This window comes from Nonomuraea spiralis, from assembly GCF_014648435.1.
Lineage (GTDB): Bacteria > Actinomycetota > Actinomycetes > Streptosporangiales > Streptosporangiaceae > Nonomuraea > Nonomuraea spiralis.
Window position 1 is genome coordinate 316,043 of the sequence record NZ_BMRC01000005.1, and the last position, 19,823, is coordinate 335,865.

Annotated in this window: 13 protein-coding genes; 8 read left to right on the forward strand and 5 right to left on the reverse strand. The window is 68.8% G+C overall.

Annotated features, from left to right (window positions below; translation table 11 throughout):
- The first annotated feature begins 58 nt into the window (after positions 1 to 58).
- On the forward strand, positions 59 to 196 hold the full coding sequence (locus tag IEZ27_RS14535; protein WP_189647660.1) for a hypothetical protein: 138 nt from the start codon (positions 59 to 61) through the stop codon (positions 194 to 196).
- Between the two features lie 704 nt (positions 197 to 900).
- Here the strand turns inward: IEZ27_RS14535 and IEZ27_RS14540 are convergent.
- Together IEZ27_RS14540 and IEZ27_RS14545 are read right to left on the reverse strand one after the other, a co-directional pair.
- The gene (locus tag IEZ27_RS14540) at positions 901 to 2,256 is read right to left on the reverse strand and encodes an MFS transporter (protein ID WP_189647661.1); all 1,356 of its coding nucleotides are present in this window, start codon (positions 2,254 to 2,256) and stop codon (positions 901 to 903) included.
- Positions 2,253 to 2,894, reverse strand: coding sequence for a winged helix-turn-helix domain-containing protein (locus IEZ27_RS14545; protein WP_189647662.1), 642 nt, complete (start codon positions 2,892 to 2,894; stop codon positions 2,253 to 2,255). The genes IEZ27_RS14540 and IEZ27_RS14545 overlap by 4 nt, the downstream gene beginning before the upstream one ends.
- Positions 2,895 to 3,491: 597 nt before the next feature.
- Between IEZ27_RS14545 and IEZ27_RS14550 the strand changes: the two genes are divergently transcribed.
- Positions 3,492 to 4,802, forward strand: a complete 1,311-nt coding sequence (locus tag IEZ27_RS14550) for a serine hydrolase domain-containing protein (protein WP_189647663.1) — start codon at positions 3,492 to 3,494, stop codon at positions 4,800 to 4,802.
- 219 nt (positions 4,803 to 5,021) lie between these two features.
- Here IEZ27_RS14550 and IEZ27_RS14555 read toward each other — a convergent pair whose 3' ends face one another.
- Positions 5,022 to 5,654, reverse strand: coding sequence for a tyrosine-type recombinase/integrase (locus tag IEZ27_RS14555; protein ID WP_229823976.1), 633 nt, complete (start codon positions 5,652 to 5,654; stop codon positions 5,022 to 5,024).
- A gap of 128 nt (positions 5,655 to 5,782) precedes the next feature.
- Here IEZ27_RS14555 and IEZ27_RS14560 point away from each other — a divergent pair, with 128 nt between their 5' ends.
- Positions 5,783 to 13,120: a LamG-like jellyroll fold domain-containing protein gene (locus tag IEZ27_RS14560; protein ID WP_189647664.1), complete on the forward strand. Its 7,338-nt coding sequence runs from the start codon at positions 5,783 to 5,785 to the stop codon at positions 13,118 to 13,120.
- A gap of 136 nt (positions 13,121 to 13,256) precedes the next feature.
- Positions 13,257 to 13,547, forward strand: coding sequence for a hypothetical protein (locus IEZ27_RS14565; protein WP_189647665.1), 291 nt, complete (start codon positions 13,257 to 13,259; stop codon positions 13,545 to 13,547).
- A 727-nt stretch (positions 13,548 to 14,274) separates the two neighbouring features.
- Here the strand turns inward: IEZ27_RS14565 and IEZ27_RS14570 are convergent.
- Positions 14,275 to 15,279: an ArsR/SmtB family transcription factor gene (locus tag IEZ27_RS14570; RefSeq protein WP_189647666.1), complete on the reverse strand. Its 1,005-nt coding sequence runs from the start codon at positions 15,277 to 15,279 to the stop codon at positions 14,275 to 14,277.
- Positions 15,280 to 15,489: 210 nt separating this feature from the next.
- Here IEZ27_RS14570 and IEZ27_RS14575 point away from each other — a divergent pair, with 210 nt between their 5' ends.
- The 3 genes from IEZ27_RS14575 to IEZ27_RS14585 all read left to right on the forward strand — a co-directional run bounded on the left by IEZ27_RS14575 (position 15,490) and on the right by IEZ27_RS14585 (position 17,763).
- Entirely contained in the window at positions 15,490 to 16,344 is an 855-nt protein-coding gene (locus IEZ27_RS14575; RefSeq protein ID WP_189647667.1) for a hypothetical protein, read from the forward strand.
- Entirely contained in the window at positions 16,341 to 16,895 is a 555-nt protein-coding gene (locus tag IEZ27_RS14580; protein WP_189647668.1) for a hypothetical protein, read from the forward strand. Before IEZ27_RS14575 ends, IEZ27_RS14580 begins: the two co-directional genes overlap by 4 nt.
- Before the next feature lie 121 nt (positions 16,896 to 17,016).
- Positions 17,017 to 17,763 (forward strand): hypothetical protein, encoded by a 747-nt coding sequence (locus IEZ27_RS14585; protein ID WP_189647669.1) that lies wholly within the window; start codon positions 17,017 to 17,019, stop codon positions 17,761 to 17,763.
- Between the two features lie 92 nt (positions 17,764 to 17,855).
- Here IEZ27_RS14585 and IEZ27_RS14590 read toward each other — a convergent pair whose 3' ends face one another.
- Entirely contained in the window at positions 17,856 to 18,845 is a 990-nt protein-coding gene (locus IEZ27_RS14590) for an ArsR/SmtB family transcription factor (protein WP_189647670.1), read from the reverse strand.
- Positions 18,846 to 19,464: 619 nt separating this feature from the next.
- Between IEZ27_RS14590 and IEZ27_RS14595 the strand changes: the two genes are divergently transcribed.
- Entirely contained in the window at positions 19,465 to 19,758 is a 294-nt protein-coding gene (locus IEZ27_RS14595) for a hypothetical protein (protein WP_189647671.1), read from the forward strand.
- Positions 19,759 to 19,823 lie beyond the last annotated feature (65 nt).

The following is a 19,823-nucleotide window of genomic DNA, read 5'->3' on the forward strand; positions in this document are numbered from 1 at the left end:
TGCACACCGTCCTGCGCGCCCGCGCCCATCCCTTCGCCCAGACCTTTGGAGCTCGACCATGCAGCACCTGACAGAGTGGATCCCGCTGGCCACCGCCGCCGCGACCCGTGACCGCCACCGCCGACCCACCGATCACGGCGAGAGCAACACCGCCCATCCCGACCCCGACCGCACGCAAGGGCCCGTCGACCGCTAACCGCCCCGCACGAGGGTGGCTCCCCGAGCTCTCACAGCTCCGGGAGCCACCGCTTCTTGCGGGCACAGACGGGCTAACAGCAGCCGAAGGCGGGGGAGCGAAGGCTGGGGGGAGGTAGGAGTCGCCATCACGGGTGGTATCCCAGCAGCGGCTGGCAGCGCAGAAGCGGCCAGTGGTGACGGCGTACTCGTCGTTTCGCGTTCAGATCACGGCCCTCATCCCCTGCGGGCTGATCGGATGGCGGCAGTAGTATCGGGTTCGTCTGAACCGTCGAGCTTGTCCGTGATGATCAGCCAGGTTCTGCAGCACCTCGGCCCTGAGGTCGGCAATCACCGCGGCGGCATGGACGGCGACCAGTGCGGCCTACAGGCGTGGCGGTCCACGAGCCGAAGGCCCGTCCTCACCAGCACCCAGCCGAGCCGCTCCTCGAAAGCACTGATGACCGACGCCGGGGCGACCAGGCGGGCTTTGCGCTGCCGGTCAGCTTCCTCCCACAGCTCACGGGCTCGTACGCCTTCAACAAATAGGTATAAGTCTGGATGCATCGTGATCTCCTGGTGATCGTCACGGTCGGAACGGGAAGCCGTACGTGTGCACGGCGACGTACTCACGGCTCTGTGAGCGCGACAGCGGCCGTGGTCGGTGAACATGGGCCGGTAAGTGGGTCTGCGCGGACTTATGGGTAGCCCCCTCTGATCCTTCGGTCAGATGCGGGGCGGCGCATCCGCGCTCGGAGAGGGCGACACCGTGGTGTGCTGGCCTGTTGCCATGCCGGTCGCGGGAGTCGGTTGGCCGCGGTAGATCCATAGGAGGGCTCCTGTCAGCAATACGGCTCCTCCCAGCAACCAAGGAATCGGGCCGGGCGGCAGGACACCTACGAGTAAGCCAGTGAGGGCGCCGATCAGTTGCAGGGCGAGAGACTGGACGGATAAGGCGGTAGCGCGGCCCGCACTTGTGACCCGGCGGTGCAGGAGGTCATTTTCGCTCGGGCCCGCCGAGCCGAGCCCGAGGTACACCAGGCCATAACCGGTGGCCGCGAGGGCTGTCGCGGGTGCTCCGGTGGATGCCGCGGTGGCGCCGAGGAGGAGCAGGCCGCTGGCGCTTGTCCCAAGACTTGCCAGGACTGCGCGCTCGCCGCTGCCTGCCAGACGTGCGATGAGCGGTGCGAGGTGGCTCCCGAGACCCGAGCAGAGGAAACCGGCACAAGCAAGCGAGGCGAAGACCACCGCGCCAGACTCCGATGCGCCGGTCAGGATCGCAACACGGCCCGGTGTGAGCAGTTCGATGGCGGCCAGGGCACTGCCGGCAGCCCCCGCGCTGAGGAGGATACGGCGCACCATCGCGTCGCGTCCGCCCAGACGCAGTCCATCTGCGATGGTGACAGGGATGCCTCGCAGTACGCCGCGCAGAGTGGCCACCGACCGAGGTGGCTCGCGCAGGGCCGTCAGGACGTACAGCACGAAGATGATCTCGATAGCAGCGGCCAACAGTAGCGGGACCGATAAAGGAAGAACCAAGCCGGAGGTTGCCTGGCTCAGTTGCGTACCCACGTCCGGGCCGGTTGCCAGCAGCCAGGGCACGGCGCCGCCGAGCAGAGTGCCGGCGGCCAGCGCCGCCGATGTTGCGGACTTCCCTCGGGCTAGACCGGGACGCAGGTCGGCGCTGGGCCCGGAGTGCGCATGGACGATGTCGACGTACCAGGCCTCGGCCGGCCCGCTGGACAGGGCTCGGCCCGCCCCCATGAGGGCCATGCCGCAACCGAGCACCCAGGGCGCGGTGCCCAGGCCTTGGAGCAGGAAAGCAGCCAGATTCAGCAGACCGGCGGCGGCCAGGACGGTGCGCCGTCCCAGGACGTCGGACAGCCCTCCTGTGGGCAACTCCAGCGCGGCGGCGGTGAAAGAGTGCGCGGCGAAGAAGCCCGCGATGGCCGCGAGGGACATGCCACGTTCGGTGAAGAGCAGGATCAGGGGCGCGATGGTCAGCCCGGCCGGAAGCCAGAAGAGCACGCAGGCTGTGACATAGCGGCGACATGCGGCGCGCATGTTCAGCGGCTCGGTCACGATGCGTCCTCGCCCGTAGACGCGGGAACGGAGGCGTCCGGATCAATGTCGGGATCGTGCGGTGCGAGGGGCAGTCCGGCAACGAGGAGGACGACCTGAGCAGCGCGTGGGTCGCCCGCGTCTCGGGTGGTCAGTTCCTCCACTTTCCGATCGAGCACCTGCCGCAGCTCGGTGAGAGACTCGGGGGTCAGCCGGAGCAGCAGGTCGGATATATCCGATGGTTCCAGCCACTCTTGGCCGAGCCGCCCGGCGGCGATGTCGGCCTCATGCCGGGCAAGCGACTCCTCCAGGTGCTCGATCTGGCGCCTGCGTGCGAAGCTGACGAAGGCGCGGCTTTCCGGTGCCGCGTCCATCTCCTTGTTGCTCCAGGACGTCACCAGGTGCACCGCCCGCCAGCGGCGCTCTCGCCTGTCGCGGTGCTCGGCCTCGGCGGCGAACGCATACTTCGCCAGAACCCGCAGGTGATAGCTGGTGGAAGCGGATGTCTCTCCGGTCCTGACCGCGAGTTCGCTCGCGGTGGCAGGTCCGTCCTGCCGCAGCAATCCGAGCAGCCGGATGCGGAAGGGGTGCGTGAGTGCCTTCAACGCGGCGGCATCCTGCTCAGGGTCGAGAACGCGCTTGTGCTCTTCGCTGACCATGGCCAAAGAGTAGATCCACCGCCCATCTTTCCCAAAGTATTTTTGCAAAAAATCTTTTGGAAAGATGGGCGGTGGGAACTCAGTGCAAAGGCGGGCGGCGACAACCCGACCGAGTCAGGGGTCTCGGTAGCAATGAAGAGATTTCCAACGAAGTAGCACCTGACCTGCGGTATCGGAGTGCCGTCCGGCTGAGGTCTCAGTTCGATCACGGGAGAGATGGCCGCGAGGTCGGCCCTTGGAACGGCAAGGCGGCGCCAGTGCAAGGCACAGCGTCGGTCGAGCAGGGCGAAACTGTCGGCAGTTCGTGGAACGCTGCTGTGATGTCGGGATTTACGCGCGACACCCAGCGCTACGGCGACAGGCTCGTGTACGAGGCGCTCGGCTCGAAGTGGCGCCGCTACCACGACACCCACTGCAGGTGCGGCTTGAACTGGGTCACCGAGCACGCCGAACCGGGGATCAGCCCATATAAGCCCGGAACCCACATCCACGATCTTGAAGTGGAGTCGCAGGGCTCCCGGTCAGGTCACGAACTGGCCCATCGCTGGACGAAAGCCGTCCCCGGGTCAGGTGGAGGCTTGCCACTAACCTGGCGGGATGGGATGGGATCTGGGCGAGCTTGTCGCGAAGTACGACGTACCGGGCGCGCAGGTCGCCGTGCTGGCCAACGGGGAGATTCGGGATGAGGCTGCGGGCGTGCTGAGTCTGCGCACCCAGGTCGAGGCCACGACCGACTCGGTGTTCAAGATCGGCTCGATCGCCAAGATCTGGACAGCCACGCTGATCCAGCAACTGGTCGACGACGGTGTGCTGGACCTCGACCGTCCCGTTCGCGACTACCTGCCCGGCTTTCGGCTGAGCGACCCGGCCGCCACCGCGTCCCTGACCGCCCGCCATCTGCTCACCCACACGGGCGGTATCGACGGCAACCACTTCACCGACACCGGTCGCAATGACGACGCGATCGAGAAGTTCGTCGCCACCCTAGCCGAGGCGGACCACCTCCTCCCGCCTGACACCGTCTTCTCCTACTCCAACAGCGGGTACGTGGTGCTCGGCAGGCTGGTGGAGGTGTTACGCGACAAGCCCTTCCACGACGTGCTCCGCGAACGCCTGGTGGCACCGCTGGGCCTGCACACCGCCGCTACCGACACCTACGAGGCGATCCTGCACCGCGCCGCGGTCGGTCACATCCAGACCGGCGGACAGGTCGTTCCGGCGAAAGAGTGGGCGGTTTCCTACTACGCCGCGCCCAGCGGCTCGCACTTTGCGATCAGCGCACGCGACCTGCTGGAGTTCGTCCGCCTGCATCTCACCGACTCCGCGCTGGCGGCACTGCGCGAACCCCAGGTGGAATCCGTACCGGACTTCGGCGGCGGCGTCATCGGCTGGGGACTTGGCTGGATGCTCTACCAGGACGGCGTCGTCGGCCACACCGGCGTCGCCAAGGGGCAGAAGGCATGGCTTCGCGTGGTTCCATCGGCGGGTGTGGCGGTGGCCGTGCTGACCAACAGCACGGGCGGTGGGCCACTGGCCTACGACATCTTCGGTGCGGTGCTCAGGGACCTGGCCGGCGTCGAGACGGCACCACTACCCGTGCCGCCCTTGAACCCGACCGGGATCGACGCGGATCGCATGTGCGGCACCTACCGCTCCACCCTGTACGACATCACCCTGACCAGTGAGCACGACCGCGCGTTCCTCATCTACCGGCCACGCAATGAAATCGCCGAATCCTTCCTCGGCGGGTCCGAGGAGCGCGTCGAGGTCGTCCGCCTCAACGACAGCTCGGTCATCACCGCCGAACCCAAGTCCGACGGCCACCAGGTCCTGTCCCTGGTCGGCTCCGACGGGCACGGCCGCGCCCGCTTCCTGCACAACGGTGCCGCCGCCTACCGCATTGCCTGATGGTCACGGGCCCGGAACTCCCAAGGCCACGGTGAATCGCTACTCAGCTGAGATTGGCTGCGCGAAGGGGACGACCTCACATCTCCGAGCGCACCCTGGACGGCCTGGACGCAGCCCGCTCCGCTGACCGCGTCCGAGGGTGAGGTACCGGCAGACAACCGTGGACGCTGAGAGGATCTTGGCCGCGCGAGTGAAGTCTCTCTTGGTCGTGAAGGTCTTTCAGCGCGTTGCCCGGTCGCGGCGGCGGCGGGCGGCGCGGATCTCGGCGTCGGCGACCTTGTCGTCCAGCAGCGCGTACAGCTGGGTGGTTTCGGTGGAGGCGTGGCCGAGGCGGCGGCGGACGGCCTCGATGGAGACGCCGGCGTTGATGAGTTCGGTGGCGTGGGCGTGGCGCAGTTGGTGGATGTCGATCTCGACGCGTGCGGCGGTGCAGTAGGTCTGCCAGCGGTGGTGGGCGGCGTCGTAGGACAGTGGTCCGCCGCGGCCGTTGATGCTGGCCCGGAACAGCGGCCCGGCGGTGTAGCCGGTGCGGGCCAGGTAGAGCTTGAGCAGGGTGACGTAGCCGCGGTCGTCCAGCAGGACGGTGCGTACGCTGCCGCCCTTGCCGTGGATGCGGACATGTTCGTCGTCCAGGCGCAGATCGAGATCCTCCACGCAGAGACCGCACACTTCGGAGGCGCGGGCGCCGCAGACGTAGGCGGTCTCGAACAGCACCCGGTCGCGCAGCCGGTCCAGTGGCAGATCCTTGCGCGGCCGCCGCGAGCAAATCGCGGCCAAGACCTTGGCGACGTCGGCGGCCGCGGCCGGGCGGGGCAGGGCCTTCGGGACCTTGACGGTGTCGATCCGGTCCATCGGGTTGGCGGCTAGAGGTGTCTGAGCGGGGCGCATGCGATGGCCGGATGTGGCCACAGTATCGCGTTGACCTAGCGCTAGCTTCCGATCATCGTCAAGGGTGCTTCGGCGGGCGAGGAGGGGTGGTCATGGCGGCTGGGGATGCGATGGTCAAGGTCTACGGCGACCGCGCATACAAGTACACGGCGATGGTTCGCCACCAGGGCAGCACAGTGGCGTTCGCGATGGACGCGGCGCGGCGGATCGTCTACAACGTCCTGAATCTGGCCAAGCAGGATCCGGCCAAGGGAGAGCTGGACGCGGCCTACTGGGCCGACAACCCGGCCGAACTGCCGTTCCCGCGCGAGATCACCGAGGTCGGCTACGCAATCGCGGGCGCCACGATGATGCCCACGGTCAAGCGCGGCGGCCGCATCGAGGCGGGTAAGGACGAGCAGCTCGAACCCGAGGAGATCGACTCCTTCCTCTCCACGACCGCGCGGCTGTCGGCCGTTGCACCGTTCCAGGTGCTCTCGGACGGCAGCTACGTGATCGTCCTACGCCAGTCGATCGGCGACGGCCACGGCGACTCGGTGTTCAAGCTGACCGGCGGCGGCTGCTCGGCCGACGCGGCCAGGAAGGACTACGTGCTCAGCGGCGCCAAGCAGGTGCCGCTGGTGCGCGACACGCTGCTGGTCGACCGGTTCCTGCTGGTCGACGGCAAGCTCAAGCCGGTGCTCGAAGTGCGCTACCGGCGCAGCCGCCACTCCACCAAGCCCGAGTCGGCCAAGGACACCCTGGGCACCGAGGACATGGAAGGGCGGCCGTTCTACGAGCCGACCAGGGAGCTGTCCTTCATCAGGAACCTGAAGGAGGGCCGGTTCACCGCGGTGCACGTGCCGACCGCGACGAACGAGATGTGGCGCTGGCAGGTGTTCGCCCACAACGACGCCACGGGACGCGTCGACTCCTTCAACGTCGAGCGCGGCGCCGACGGCTGGTTCAACACCCAGGGCACCCGCTTCTACACCAGCCCCGACGCCAAGTACCGCGACGCGGTCTTCGAGCGCAGCCCTGGAACGTGCCCGTTCACCAACCGCGAGCTGGTGCCGGTCGCGGGCGCGACCGGTCACGCCGAGACCGCGCTGCTCTTCGACGGCAAGGCCGGCCGCGTCGACCTGGGCAGCCCGGCCGCCCTGACGTTCGGCGCCGGGCCGTACACGATCGAGGCGTGGATCAAGCCGGCCGCCCACGACGGGCTCGTCCTGGGCAAGGGCGTGGCCTGCCAGTTCGGAACGCGCCAAGACGGCACGCTCTTCCTCGCGCACGACGCCGTGCCCTTCTCCGTGGCCACCACCGACACCGTCACGCTGAACGAATACTCCCACGTGGCCGCGGTCTTCGACGGCGCCGACGCGACCGTGTACATCAACGGGCGGCCGAGCGCCACCGTTCGCCTGCCGTACCGGGCCGGGAAGGCCACGCAGGTCCTGATCGGCGCGACGGACACCGGCGGCCAGCCGAGCAAGCTCTTCAACGGCGAGATCGACGAGGTCCGCATCTGGGACCGCGCGCGCCCGGTGGCGGAGCTGAAGCGCGACCTCGACCACCGCCTCATCGGCAACGAGCCCGGCCTGGTCGCCTACTACCGCCTCGACGAGGGCCTCGGCGCCGTCGTTCACGACCAGAGCGACAATGGCCTGCACGGCACGGCGTACCTCCCGGTGTGGGTGGCGTCGCAGGCGCCCGTGGGCGACCACCCGGGCGTGCGCCGCGACAGCTTCACCGTCAAGGGCAGGAACGTCACCTCCGGGCTGGCCTCCGTCGTCTACCACCGGCAGCAGTCCACCACCACCGGGTACGGCACCGCCCCCAAGCCGGTCAAGATGCACACCCGTGTGCTCCTGGCCTTCGCCACCAAGGCGACCGGCGACAAGGAGGCCCAGGTGGCGACCCTGGACTTCGGCGTGGGGCGCGACGGACGGCTGACCCAGGTGAACGACGTCCTCGACTTGCCGGTGTTGCAGCGGCCCCTGGCCAGCCAGGACCTGGACGCGATCAGCGTGCTGGAGCAGCGGGTCGCCTCGCTGGAGGCCGAGATCCTGAGCCTGCCCAGGGACATCGACGCGCTCAGGGCGGACGCCGCGAACGTGCCCGCGTTCACGGCCGACCGCGACCGCCTCGCCCGTGACGTCAAGTCTATTCAGTCGACCATCGACAGGCTGCAGGACAAGCTGACGTCCTGGCGATATCGGCTGCGGTTCAACAGCAGCAGGGAGACCTGGCAGGAGCTCTACATCACGGTCCGGGGCGACAGCCTCGACAACGAGGCCCCTCTGAGCAAGGTGGTCGACGCCAGCTCGCGTTCCGGCCTGTGGGTGTTCGAGGAGACGGGCGAGACCCACAACGGCCGGACCGTCTACTTCATCAAGAACGTGCTGTCCGGCAAGGACATGAATGTGCAGGGCGACAGCGGCACGGACGGAACGGCCATCATCCAGTACCAGCGGATCTTCAAAGCGAGCTGTCAGTTCTACTTGGTGCCGGATGGTGACTGGGTCAGGATCTTCGCCCGCCACACCAACTATGCGATCAGCTCCGCACTCGGCAGGGTCAGCCAGATGAAGGCCGCCACGATCATGGAATTCGGCCAGATCAAGATGATCCGATCCGGCATGGTCGACGGCTGGGAAGAGCGGCTGAAGGACGTCCAGCACCAGCTGCAGAAGGCCCAGGCCGCCCTGGACGCGGCGCTCAGGGCGCAGACCAGGATCGACGAGCTGACCCGCCGGCTGGCGGCCAAGCAGGCCGAGCTGACCAAGGTCAGCGCCCAACTCGCCGCGATGACCGGCGCCACCAAGGGCGACCCCGACCTGACCGTGAACCTGCCGCTGCTCGACCTCGACCGCACCGGTCTGAGCTGCTCCGGCGCCCTGCTGGGCTTCGCCCGCTGCACCGACGCGCCCACCCTGCTGGACAGCGCCAACGGCAATGTCGTGCTGTACTACCGAGGCGCCAACGACCAGTTCTTCGCCGCCTACCTGGACACCCAGGTCAAGCCGTCGGTTCAGGAACTGGTCAGCGGCGGCGGCGCGGTCCTGTTCACGGCCAAGGACGCGGCCATCGACCTCGGCTCGTTCACGATCACGGTGACCGACGGCGAAGCCCCGAGCCGCTGCGACCTGACCATCACCGCCGGTAACGAGACCGAGGTCTGGAAGTCGCTGCCGCGCGACACCGCGCGCATGGCGGCCATCCTCGCCGGAACCGCGGCCGAGCCGGTCAAGCTCGGCCTGATCACAACAGCGGCCCGCGACACCATGACGCTGGCCGAGCCGCTGGCGGTCGACGTGCCGGAGCGGGCCCACCTCATGATCGGTACCGGGACCGGGTTCCGCGCGGCCTCCCCGCACGCCGTGGGCGAGAAGTCTCTCACCCTGACCTCGAGCGGCGGGGCGATCAGGTTCCCTGGGCAGGTCTTCCTGATCGCCTACGACTACGACCAGGCCACCTGTTCCCGGCAGGGGGCGACGCTGTCGTCGGGCTCGCGCCTGCTCACCCTCACACCCGGGAGCATCACCAGCATGCCGAACGGCAAGGCCAGGAAGCTGGTAACCGGGCACGGCAGCCGCTGGCGGGGCGAGATGCCCGGCCGCACCTACTCCTTCGACGGCCGCCAGCAGCACCTGCGCCTGCCCGCCACCCAGCTCGACCGCGTCACGACGACCGGCGACCTGACCATGGAGGCCTGGGTCCACGCCGCGCCCATGTCCGGCAGAGCCAGGATCCTGAACGCCAACGCCGGCGGCTCGCAGTACATGCTGGCCCTCTCGGAAGCGCCCCGGATGACCGCGCGGGTGTTCAAGGGCGCCCCCGAGGACGCCTACGAGCTGAGCGACAGCATCGACCTGGCCGGACGGGACTTCACCATCGAGATGTGGGTCCGGCGCACCACCACCCGCGCGGTCGTCGAACCGCTGCTGGTCCACGGCGAGATGGGCGGAGCGCAGAACCGGACCCTGCACCTGCAGATCACCTCCGACAACTCCTTCGGCTTCTGCCTGTACGGCGACGACCTGCACAGCCCCGCGAGCGCCCCGGATCTGAACTGGCACCACTGGGCCGCCGTGTACGAGCACGCCACCCGCACCCAGATCATCTACCGCGACGGCGTCGAGGTCGCCCGCCGCTTCTCCAAAGCTCCGTACTCCGGCAAGGGCCCGATGCGCCTGGGCGTCAGGAACTTCAGCACCGAGTACCTGAGCGGCGAGATCGACGAGGTGCGCCTCTTCGGCCGGGCCAGGACCGAGGCAGAGATCACCATCGAACGCAACCAGCGGCTGTCCGGCCGAGAGCCCGGCCTGCTGGGCTACTGGACCTTCCCCGGCCCCTCGGCCGTGCAGTCCCCGATCAAGGGCCACCAGGTGCTGGCCGGGGTCGGCAACCGGATCCTCCGCAGCCGCGACGTGTTCCCCTGCGGTGAGTGGGCGCACCTCGCGGCCGGTTTCGAGCAGTCGTGGGGCATCCGGTTCTCCGGCGGCGCGTACCTGGAGGTCGACAAGGACGAGGCGCTCGACCTGCCGGAGGACCTGACCATCGAGGCGTTCCTCAAGGTCGACCGGCTGGGGCAGCGCATGGGGCTGATCTCCAAGGGCGAGACGGAGATGGGGATCGGCGTGCCGTACCAGCTCTGTGTCCGGGAGGACGGCAAGTTGGAGTTCTCCTTCGTGGAGCCGGACGGCAAGGTTGTGCGCTTCACGTCCAACCGGGCGATCGGCGCGAACGCCTTCCATCGGATCGCCGTGGTCCGCCAGGGACGCCAGGTCGCGGTCTCCTCCGTGGCCCAGACGGCGGACGCCCAGCCCTGGGCGGACATCCGCTTCTACATCGACGGCCAGGGTGCGGGCGCCGAGAGGTACACCGGTCCCGGCGCGCAGGGCAACTCCGGAGGCCTGACGATCGGGCTGGCCCGCGACGCGGGCAAGGTCTCCGCGCTGTCCGGCTCGCTGGGCGAGGTCAGGCTGTGGCGGGTGGCCCGCAAGGACGCCCAGATCGGCCAGGCCGTCACCGGCCACGACAAGGGTCTGGTGGCCCGCTGGGGATTCGAGGAGAACACCGGCAACGTCACCTTCGACGACGGCAACACCTACCCGGCTCGCCTGCGCCGCGCCACCTGGACCGTCGACCCCGACCAGAACGCCAGCAGGCTCCGCGTGTACCGCAACGGCGAGCTCATCACCTGTGACCCGGCCACGGGTGTCGGCGACTACGGCGACCAGCAGCTCACCCTGGCCGCCCGGCTGTCCGGCGGGACGGTGAGCGAGCCGTTCGGCGGCAAGCTGGAGGAAGTGCGCATCTGGCGTACCGTGCGCACCTCCGAGCAGATCCTGGACAGCCTCTTCACCCGGCTCCAGGGCGACAAGCAGGACCTCATCGCCTACTGGCCCTTCGACCGCGACTCCACCACCGATGCCTCCAAGCAGATCCGTGACGAGGGCCTGCGCGGCAACTCCCTGGACTTCCCCGCGTCCCGTCCCACGCTGATGCTGTCCAACGCGCCCATCTCCACCGACAGCTCCCAGGTGCGCTCGGCGCTGGCCGCCATCCGCACCCCGTTCCACGACACGATCACCTCGTCCCCGGCCGTGGGCGAGTACGCCGACGCGCAGCGCACGGCCAAGGGCGTGTCGTTCGGCGTGCTCAAGCGCTGCTACGGCTACCTGCGTGACGGGCGCTGGCATCTCGTCACCGGGTACAAGGTCGGCAGCCTGGTGTCGGAGTGGGTGGGCCAGGTTCAGTTCGACCCGCAGCTCATCGGCTACATCGAGAGCGCGCCTCCGGTGCCGTCGGAGAACCTGACCGGCGCGGACTCGTGGGCCGGCGCCTCCAGCGTCGAGTTCAACGAGGCCAACCAGGTCGTCTACAGCCTGTCGTCCAACCGCACCAGCAGCGTCGACTTCGCCTTCAACCTGGCCCTCAGTGTCAACAACGCCGAGAACCTCCTGGCGATCACCGCGCCCGGAGGCATGGGAACCGCCACCCCGATCGCGAAGGTCACCCACACCGGGAACTTCAAGTTCGGCCTGGAGTTCTCCAACGCCTGGTCGAGCGAGGCGAAAGTGTCGCAGGGCCTCAACACCACGCGCGCGGCCAAGCTGCGGCTCACCGGCCATCTGGAGGATGCCACCAAGGTGCTCAACTCCGCCGTCGGCCGCCGCTACGTGCCGGCCAACATGGGATACGCGCTGGTGCAGTCGGAGACGGCCGACGTCTTCGCACTGCGCCTGGCCCACACGGGCGCGCTGGTCGCCTACCGGATGCTGGCCAATCCCGACATCCCCAAGGACTGGAACATCATCTCGTTCCCGGTCAACCCCCGCTACACCAAGCAGGGCACCCTGGACGGCGCGGTCGGCTTCAATGACCGCGGCAAGGTCTGCGATCCCGACTATCCGACCGCCGTCGACTACGGGCAGTACAGCTTCTTCAAGCCCCGGGAGGCCTACGCGCTCAAGCGCAGGATCACCCGCGAGCAGGAGCGGTTGCGCGCCTACTACGAGGGCGTCTCCACCGAGACCCACCACGCCGACCCCACGGGCAAGCAGGCCCGCAAGGTCCTGCGCGCCATGGGCATCAGCGAGCCGCCGGCCCCGCCCGCGCGGGACGCCAGTCCCAACCCCATTCCCGAAGGCTTCTCCCACCGCGACCTGGTCAACACCTACGTCTGGACCGCCCAGGGCGGCTTCTTCGCCGAGACCATCCAGGCCACTGACGCGGTCACGGAGACCCATACCGGCTCCTACTCGTTCAAGGCCACACTGAGCGCCGCCTACGAGGTGGGCTTCGAGATCAAGGGGAAGGGCGCGACCTTCGGCCTGGAGGCGTCCTTTGCCGGCGGCACCTCGGTGACGCGGGCCAAGAGCAAGGACGCCAGCCGAGGCTTCGGCCTGACCGTCGAGTGCGCGCCCTCGGGCGACCTGCAGCGCTACGACAACGGCAAACCCGTCTTCAACGCTCAGGGCAAGCCCGTGCTCGTGCCCGGAAAGGTGGACGCCTACCGCTTCCTCACCTTCTACCTCGGTGAGAGCAGCGCCAACTTCGACGACTTCTACAACAAGGTCGTCGACCCGATGTGGCTGACGAACAGCAGCGAGGCCAACGCCGCCGCGCTGCGTCAGGCTCGCCAGTCGGTCGCCAAGCCGCCCTGCTGGCGGGTCATGCACCGGGTGACCTACATCAGCCGGGTGCTCCCGCCCGTACCGCCGCCCGGCGCGCCGCCGCTGGAGAAGGCGATCAGGGCGGAGAACATCGACAGCAACTACGAACTGATCCAGCGCCTGGATCCGTACGTCCGCACCTCCGCGATCCGCGCGTCGGACCTGGCGGTGGCGACCCGGGCGGCGCTCGCCGCGCGCCTGCCCGAACTGCTGCCGCACGCCGACGACATCATCGCCTATCTGGCCCAGTACTACGGGCTGGACCTCTGATTCCACCACCTGCCGCCCCTGTTTGTCCGGGGGCGGCAGGTGCCATCTCCCACAGCGGCCGGCCGAAGCAGGCCCGCGTCCTGCTCCAGACGACTGGGTGGCCGCGGCTGCGGTGGTGTGGAGGAACATCTTCTCCATGCCGTCGGCCGTCACCCCGAACGCCGCCGTACGCGATGCCGCCCGCAGCATCCTCGAAGCAGCCAACAGCCGCGCAGCTCTGCCTGCTGACGTCGCCGTCGACCAGTTCCGGCCGCCCTGCACCAGCGACTGGCCCCTCGTCTGGCCTACCGGCACAGACATCGCCAAGTACGACACCAGCGGCTACCCGAAGCTGGTCCACTCGGCCACCGGCGACGACTTCTTCACCTACCAGCTCAGCCCCGAACTTCGCGACCGTCCCGGCATCGACCTTCCCTCCGCCGCGTGATGGAACGTCACCGAAGTCATACGCCTCGGGTACCAGCCCCGACTCCACGCGGCCTTCGCCGGGTACGTTCTTGGCAGGTTCGGCAGTGGCTGGCCCAAGCCCGCTTGGATCGAACGCATCGGCAAGAAGTACCAGTGGATAGCGCTCAACCGCCTCATCGGCGTCGTCTCCGACCATGCCCCCAAAACCCCCGACAGCTGGGACCCGCCGGCGCCCGCCGTCCCCGGGCCGCACACCGGCATCTCACGGCAGGCCGCCCCTACCATCCTCGAGTACGCCCCCGCCGACCAGACCCCCGCCCGTGGGTACCCATCTACGACTGGGCGCCCACCGTCGCGAAGACCGGCGCCGAGTGGATCGCCGACGAGACCGACCTTCCAGACGTGCACGAAGCCGTCTTTGACGGCCGTCCCTCCATCGTTTTGTCTGGTACCTACAAGTGGGACAACGGCCCCGACATCACGAAGAGCACCCGAGGCGTCTGGACCCACGTCTACACCCATCTGGTCGCGACCCAAGACCTTGCTACCGCCATCAGCGAACTCCAAGGGCGCGATCTCCTCGGCCAGTCCATCGCCGACAACCCAGAGATGCGCCACGGGTACGCCGGCGAATTCCCTTTCGGTCACCACCACGGGCGGGGCCTCCACGTGATGCGCCATGAATGGAGGCAGGTGCAGGGCCATGGAGAGCGTGGAGCTCGGTGCTCGCGGGTGGCCGAGTGGCGTCAGGGGGCCGGGTGTGGTGTGTCATGCCGGTCGAGGAGGGTCAGACCGATCTGGGTGGGGTGGTGCTCGACGCCGCCGTGATGGCGGCGGGTGGTGATCAGGCCCGCCTCGCGCAGCACGGCGGTGTGCTGGCTGATGGCCGCTGAGGAGACGTCCAGGCTTCGGGCCAGGACGCCGGTGCCGGTCACCCCCTCGGCGATGGCGGTGAGGATCGCCGCCCGGGTGCGGCCGAGAAGATCGGCCAGCGCGTTCGCCGGCGTGCCGGTCGTCCAGACGTTCGCGGCCTGGTCGGCGTCGAGCGTGGCCGGGTAGACCAGGAGGCCGCCGGTGAGGCACCTCGGGTCGTACATCACGGTGGGGACCCGCAGGAAGAACGAGGACACCAGCAGCAGCCCCCGCCCGTCGAGCGTCAGCTCGGCGGGGCTCTCGTCGCCGTTGCGGACGTGCAGCGTCGGCGGCGCCCAGCGGACGTCCGGATGCAGGCTGGACAGCAGGCCGTCGACGCCATGGTCGAGCAGGATCGTGCCGCGCCGGGCGCGTTCGGCGACGAGGTGGGAGTGGATGCGTGCCCAGTGCGGCGCGACGGCGGCCCGATGGTAGCCCTCCACCGTGGCCAGCGCCTCCCGGCGGGCGGCCAGGCTGTCGACGAGCCCGGCCAGAACCGCCGGCACCCGGCCGTGATGGTCGGCGTAGTAGTCGAGCTCCGCCTGGACCGCGTGCCGGCTCCTGGACAGGAAGCGCTCCGCGCTCTCGGCGAACTCGTGTCCGGGGCCGGCCAGGTTGACCAGGTCGAAGCTGGGTCCTCGGGACGGCAGGACGGCCCCGAGTATCGCGTGCCGGGAGTCCAGCCCGGCACGGGCCCGGCGCCGCCACGCGCCGAACGTCGCCTCTCCCGACCGTCCGCGCAGCATGGTCAGGCTGAACAGGGTCTCGGCCATCGGGCCCAGCGTCGGCGCCACCCTGACCCGCGCCAGGTCGTCGCTGGTGAAGTGAATCCTGTGCATTCGCCCCCCAAACACGTCGCCATATCCGTCACGGAACGCCGCCGATCGGCCACGCACGTCGCTGAGCGGCGGGATTAAGCCAGGACTTACAAGCCTCGCGGCAGCTGATTTCTTCCTGCGACAGTGAGCGGGCCGCCTTTCCGTGGAAAGGCGGCCCGACCCGACCTCAGGCGAGTCCACTTCGGGGGAATTCACGTGTCAGGACGACAGTTGAGGCATGCCCTGATCGGGCTGGCCGTGCTTGCCGGATGCGCGGTTGCGCCGGTTGCGCCGGTGGAAGCCGACGTTCTCCAGCAGGCCGAGCAGGTTCTCATCGGCGCCTGCATGAGCGGGCGGGGCCTGCGGTACTGGCCGGAGCCGAAAAGCAGGACTCCGGACATGGACCGTTTTCCCTTTGTCGTGGACGACGAGGAATGGGCGCGGAACAACGGGTACGGCAGGGCGGCGAGAAAGGAGCTGGAAAAGGCGGCCGTCCCCGCGCAGAACTACTTTCGCGGCCTGCCGGAGGGGAAAAGGCGCGCCTGGCTGACCGCTTACCACGGCGACCGGTCCGCCGTCCTGGAGGCGGCGCTGCCCGTCGGCGGCACGGTGGGTCACAGTGCCGGCGGCTGCGTGGCGCAGGCGTGGCAGGAGCTCTACGGGGACAAGGCGCGCTGGTTCCGCGCCAGCAGGGTCACCCAGACGCTCGTCCAGATGCGTATCGGCCAGACCCAGGCCGACCCCGCCTACGGGGCCGCGCGTCAGCGCTGGTCCGCGTGCATGAAGGCGGCCGGGTTCACCGCCGACACGCCTCTGGCTCTGCGCAGGGAGCGTCTGGCCGACCAGGAGGGCGGCGCGGAGGACCGCGACCGGCGGGCCGCGACGGCGGAAGCACGCTGCGCGGCCTCCTCCGGCTTGTCGAGGACGGCACGCGACCTCGACAAGGCCAACGCCGCCGCGCTGGAGGCGCGCTATCCGGCCGAGTACCGGAACGCGCGCAGCCTGCGCGAGGCGGCGCTGCCGAGGGCGCGTGCGCTGATCAGGAAATCGCTCATCGCTGAACAGGGAGAGGAAAACCCATCATGAAGGTTCTGAGGAACGCGTTGCTCGGCGTCATGACCGTCGCCGCGGTGCTGACCGCCTCGACGGCGGCCTACGCCGAGCCGGCCCCCGCGCCCACTTCCGAGGCGGCCAGGCCGGCGGTCGAGGCGGTCAAGCCGCAGCGGCCCGAGGGCAAGCCGAAGATCCAGTCGGGGCTGCCGGTGCGGGCGCTCAACGCCGACGGCAACTTCTACGTCTGGTCCGACGACATGAACAAGGCGCTGCTGTACACGGGCGACGCCTACAACGGCTGGCCGTCCGGCTGGAACAACACGGTGGACGTGGTGTGGAACAACGGCTACCCCGGCCCGTACGACGACGTGAACATCTACGACTACGCGCCCTGGTCGGGCAGCGCCTACGCGTGCATCGGCAACGGCGACTACTGGGACCTGCGCCGCACGGACATCAACTACGTGTTCTCCTGGGTCAACGACGGCGCCGACGCGTGGCAGCGCGAGCCGCTGGGCAGGCGCGTGCACGACAACGGCAGCGGCCACATCTGGGTCGACTGGTGCGGTAACAACAACCGCTAGACACGGATCCGGCCCGTCTTCCCACACGGTGGGAAGACGGGCCTCCAGCGTCATACGCCGAGGCCGGGGCAAGACGGAGACCGGGAGAACCTTGGTTGCGACGTGAGGCCGCGTGTTGTGAGTGACTGCGTTGAAGGAGGCTCGATATTGCGGGCAGACCTGGTATGACGACTACGTCGCGGGCTTCGCCAGCCGTATCCCCAACCCCAACCGGTGGACACCACGACATCTGCGGCGCGTCACCCCCATCAAACTCGTCGAGATGACTGCCGGCGGAACCTGGAAGCAATGCGCCGCGGCTCTCGGCATCTCCGTCACCGCCGCAGGAACCTCGTTCGTGGTGCTCCGCCGCCAGATCGCCGGAACCGGCCTATGGCCACAGTTCGAAAGCATCGTCGAGCAGCTCGCCAACAGCCTTGATCAGACCAGACGGCGCACCGACTACGCCCGCCGCAGACGAGCCCTCCACGACTGGGAGATCCCCGTCGACCACTGGCAGGCCATCTGCACCGACGTCTACCAGGCGGGCCCCTACCTCGGACCGCAAGATCCCGCGATCGGAACCGCCCTCATCCGGGCCGAGGCCACCCAAGCCGAGCACCTCCACAGCCCGAGGCTCACCAAACTTCGCCACCAAGAAGCCAGCGCCGCCCGCGCCCTCAAGAACAAGATCGCCCTGTTCCGCACACCAGCCACCCGCACCGGCGCCAACCTGACCATCCGCAATCGGATCAGCAAATACGCCCACGCACTCGCCGCACGCTGCGACGCTGACACCGAACCGACCCTCGACATCGCCGAACTCCAACCCTGGGAGCCGGAATCGCGCGGACGGCGCCGAAGACCGCAACCCGAGACTCAGCCATGATCAGGTGCCACTGCCACCTTGCTCGCAAAAGTGCCAAGTACCGGGAAAAGTCTCATCGACCATCGGCTGGGGCCCAATACCTGATGGTCCAGCTAGCCGTGCCAGCGGTTGAGGAGCGTCAGACCGGTCTGTGTAGGGGTGTGCAGGACGCTGCCGTGATGCCGGCGCGTCGTGATCAGCCCTGCCTCGCGCAGTACGGCGGTGTGCTGACTGACCGCGGCCGCTGAGATGCCGAGGCGCCCGGCCAGGGCGCCGGTGGTAGGCATGCCGTCGGCGATGGCGATGAGCACTGACGCGCGGGTACGCCCGAGGAGGTTGCCCAGCGCCCCCGAGGGCGCGTCGCCCGTCCAGACGTTCGCGGCCTGGTCGAGGCCTACCGTGGCCGGGTAGATCAGGATGCAGTCGGCCCAGTCGTTCGCGTCGTGCATCACGGCCGGCTTGCGCAGGAAGAACGACGGCATCAGCACCAGCCCTCGTCCGTCCAGGAGGAGATCGCCGTCGAGCGCCGGGTCGCAGTCGATGCGCAGGGTCGGCGCCGTCCACCGGATGGTGCGGTGCAGGCTGGACAGCAGGCCGTCGACGCCCCGGTCGAGCATGATCGTGCCACGTTGCGCGCGCTCGGCGTCGAGGTGCGCGCGGATGCCCCTCCAATGGGGGCCGACCGCGGCGTGAAAGTACGCCTCCACTGTGGACAGGACCTCCCGCCGGGCGCTGAGGGCGTCGGCGAGCCCGGCCAACAAGTCAGGCACCCTGCCGCGCCGACCAGCGTAGAAGTCCGGTTCCGCCCGGACGCTCCGGGGAGGGCTGACCAGGAAGGCACCGGCGCTCTCGGACAGGTCACGATCGGGCCGGGCGAGGAAGGTCTGGTCGAAGCAGGGCCTTCGCCCCGGCGTGATGTCGGCCAGGACCGAGAACCGGGAGTCGAGTCCGGCTCGCACCCGGCGCCGCCAGGCCCCGAAGGTCGGCTCCTCCACCCGTCCGCGCAGCGCGTTCAGGCTGAACAGGGTCTCGGCCAAGGCGCCCAGCGTCGGCACCAGGCGCACACGCGCCAGGTCCGCGGGGGTGAAGTGAATCTTGAGCATCCGCTCCTCCACGTCGCAGTCGTAGCGTGCGTCCAGCGGCCGCGGAGGGTGCTGGACAGCACGGTTGAGTCAAAACTGAAAAGCCTCGCGACGCGCGATCTCTTCCTGCGACAGTGAGGGCCCTTTTCCCGACGAGAAAGGTCCCCGGTTGCGAGCGCTGAACCCGCCGAGGCCGGTGCTCGGGCACGCCCGGCGAGAGTGGCACAAGGGAAAGAAATGAGAGCAGTGAGAATATCGCGGTAATCATCGAAGGTCGCCGCTGAGCTCGACCCACATGGGGAAGGCTGGACGCTGCATCAGCTGCCCCACCTGGCCGCCGCCGGCCGCATTGCGCCCGAGGTTGGACACCAGGGAATGGCCCTCCCCGCGCGTGAGGGCCGCTACTTGTGCAGCCATGCGCGGCCCGGCAGGCTGGGCAACTGAACTTGCCGGCCTGGGTCCATCTGGTACCGCGCGACGACCCGGAGACCGCACTGCGGTACACAGCCCAGGCGCTGGACCTGGCTCCCCGCAGTGGCGCCACGTGGCAGATCGCCACGGCCCACCACCACGCGGCAGGCGCGTTTCAAAGGCTCGGACGGCTCGACGAGGCCACTGCGTCGGAAACCGGGCGGCGGAGATGTTCAAGGCCGACGGCGACATCGATTCCTACAGTCAGTGTCCGGGTTCCCTCGGCAGCTGCCTTCGCGATGGAGGACGCTACACCGAGGCACTGGAACGGTACCTCGGCTTGTGGGCGCCGCTGAATGACGACCAGTCGGGGATGAGGCCCAACGTAGTGGCGTTCACCCGACCGATCGCGCTTGCCCGCATCGGCGAATGTCCGGGGTCGCTCGGCCGCCGCTCTGAGGCGATCACCAAGCTCACCGAGGCGAGCAGCCGCTGCCGCGACCTGGCGAACGCCACGCCCTGACCCCAGCCGGCGAGCTCGACGGGGGCCCGGGTTGCGCGCCACTTCTGCGTCCTGTTCTGCGTGGC

Excerpts from the sequence above, each read along its gene's own strand:
- IEZ27_RS14535 (WP_189647660.1), top strand. The coding sequence starts at position 59 with ATGCAGCACCTGACAGAGTGGATCCCGCTGGCCACCGCCGCCGCGACC.
- IEZ27_RS14545 (WP_189647662.1), bottom strand. The coding sequence starts at position 2,894 with ATGGTCAGCGAAGAGCACAAGCGCGTTCTCGACCCTGAGCAGGATGCC.
- IEZ27_RS14550 (WP_189647663.1), top strand. The coding sequence starts at position 3,492 with ATGGGATGGGATCTGGGCGAGCTTGTCGCGAAGTACGACGTACCGGGC.
- IEZ27_RS14555 (WP_229823976.1), bottom strand. The coding sequence starts at position 5,654 with ATGGACCGGATCGACACCGTCAAGGTCCCGAAGGCCCTGCCCCGCCCG.
- IEZ27_RS14560 (WP_189647664.1), top strand. The coding sequence starts at position 5,783 with ATGGCGGCTGGGGATGCGATGGTCAAGGTCTACGGCGACCGCGCATAC.
- IEZ27_RS14565 (WP_189647665.1), top strand. The coding sequence starts at position 13,257 with ATGCCGTCGGCCGTCACCCCGAACGCCGCCGTACGCGATGCCGCCCGC.
- IEZ27_RS14570 (WP_189647666.1), bottom strand. The coding sequence starts at position 15,279 with ATGCACAGGATTCACTTCACCAGCGACGACCTGGCGCGGGTCAGGGTG.
- IEZ27_RS14580 (WP_189647668.1), top strand. The coding sequence starts at position 16,341 with ATGAAGGTTCTGAGGAACGCGTTGCTCGGCGTCATGACCGTCGCCGCG.
- IEZ27_RS14590 (WP_189647670.1), bottom strand. The coding sequence starts at position 18,845 with ATGCTCAAGATTCACTTCACCCCCGCGGACCTGGCGCGTGTGCGCCTG.
- IEZ27_RS14595 (WP_189647671.1), top strand. The coding sequence starts at position 19,465 with ATGTTCAAGGCCGACGGCGACATCGATTCCTACAGTCAGTGTCCGGGT.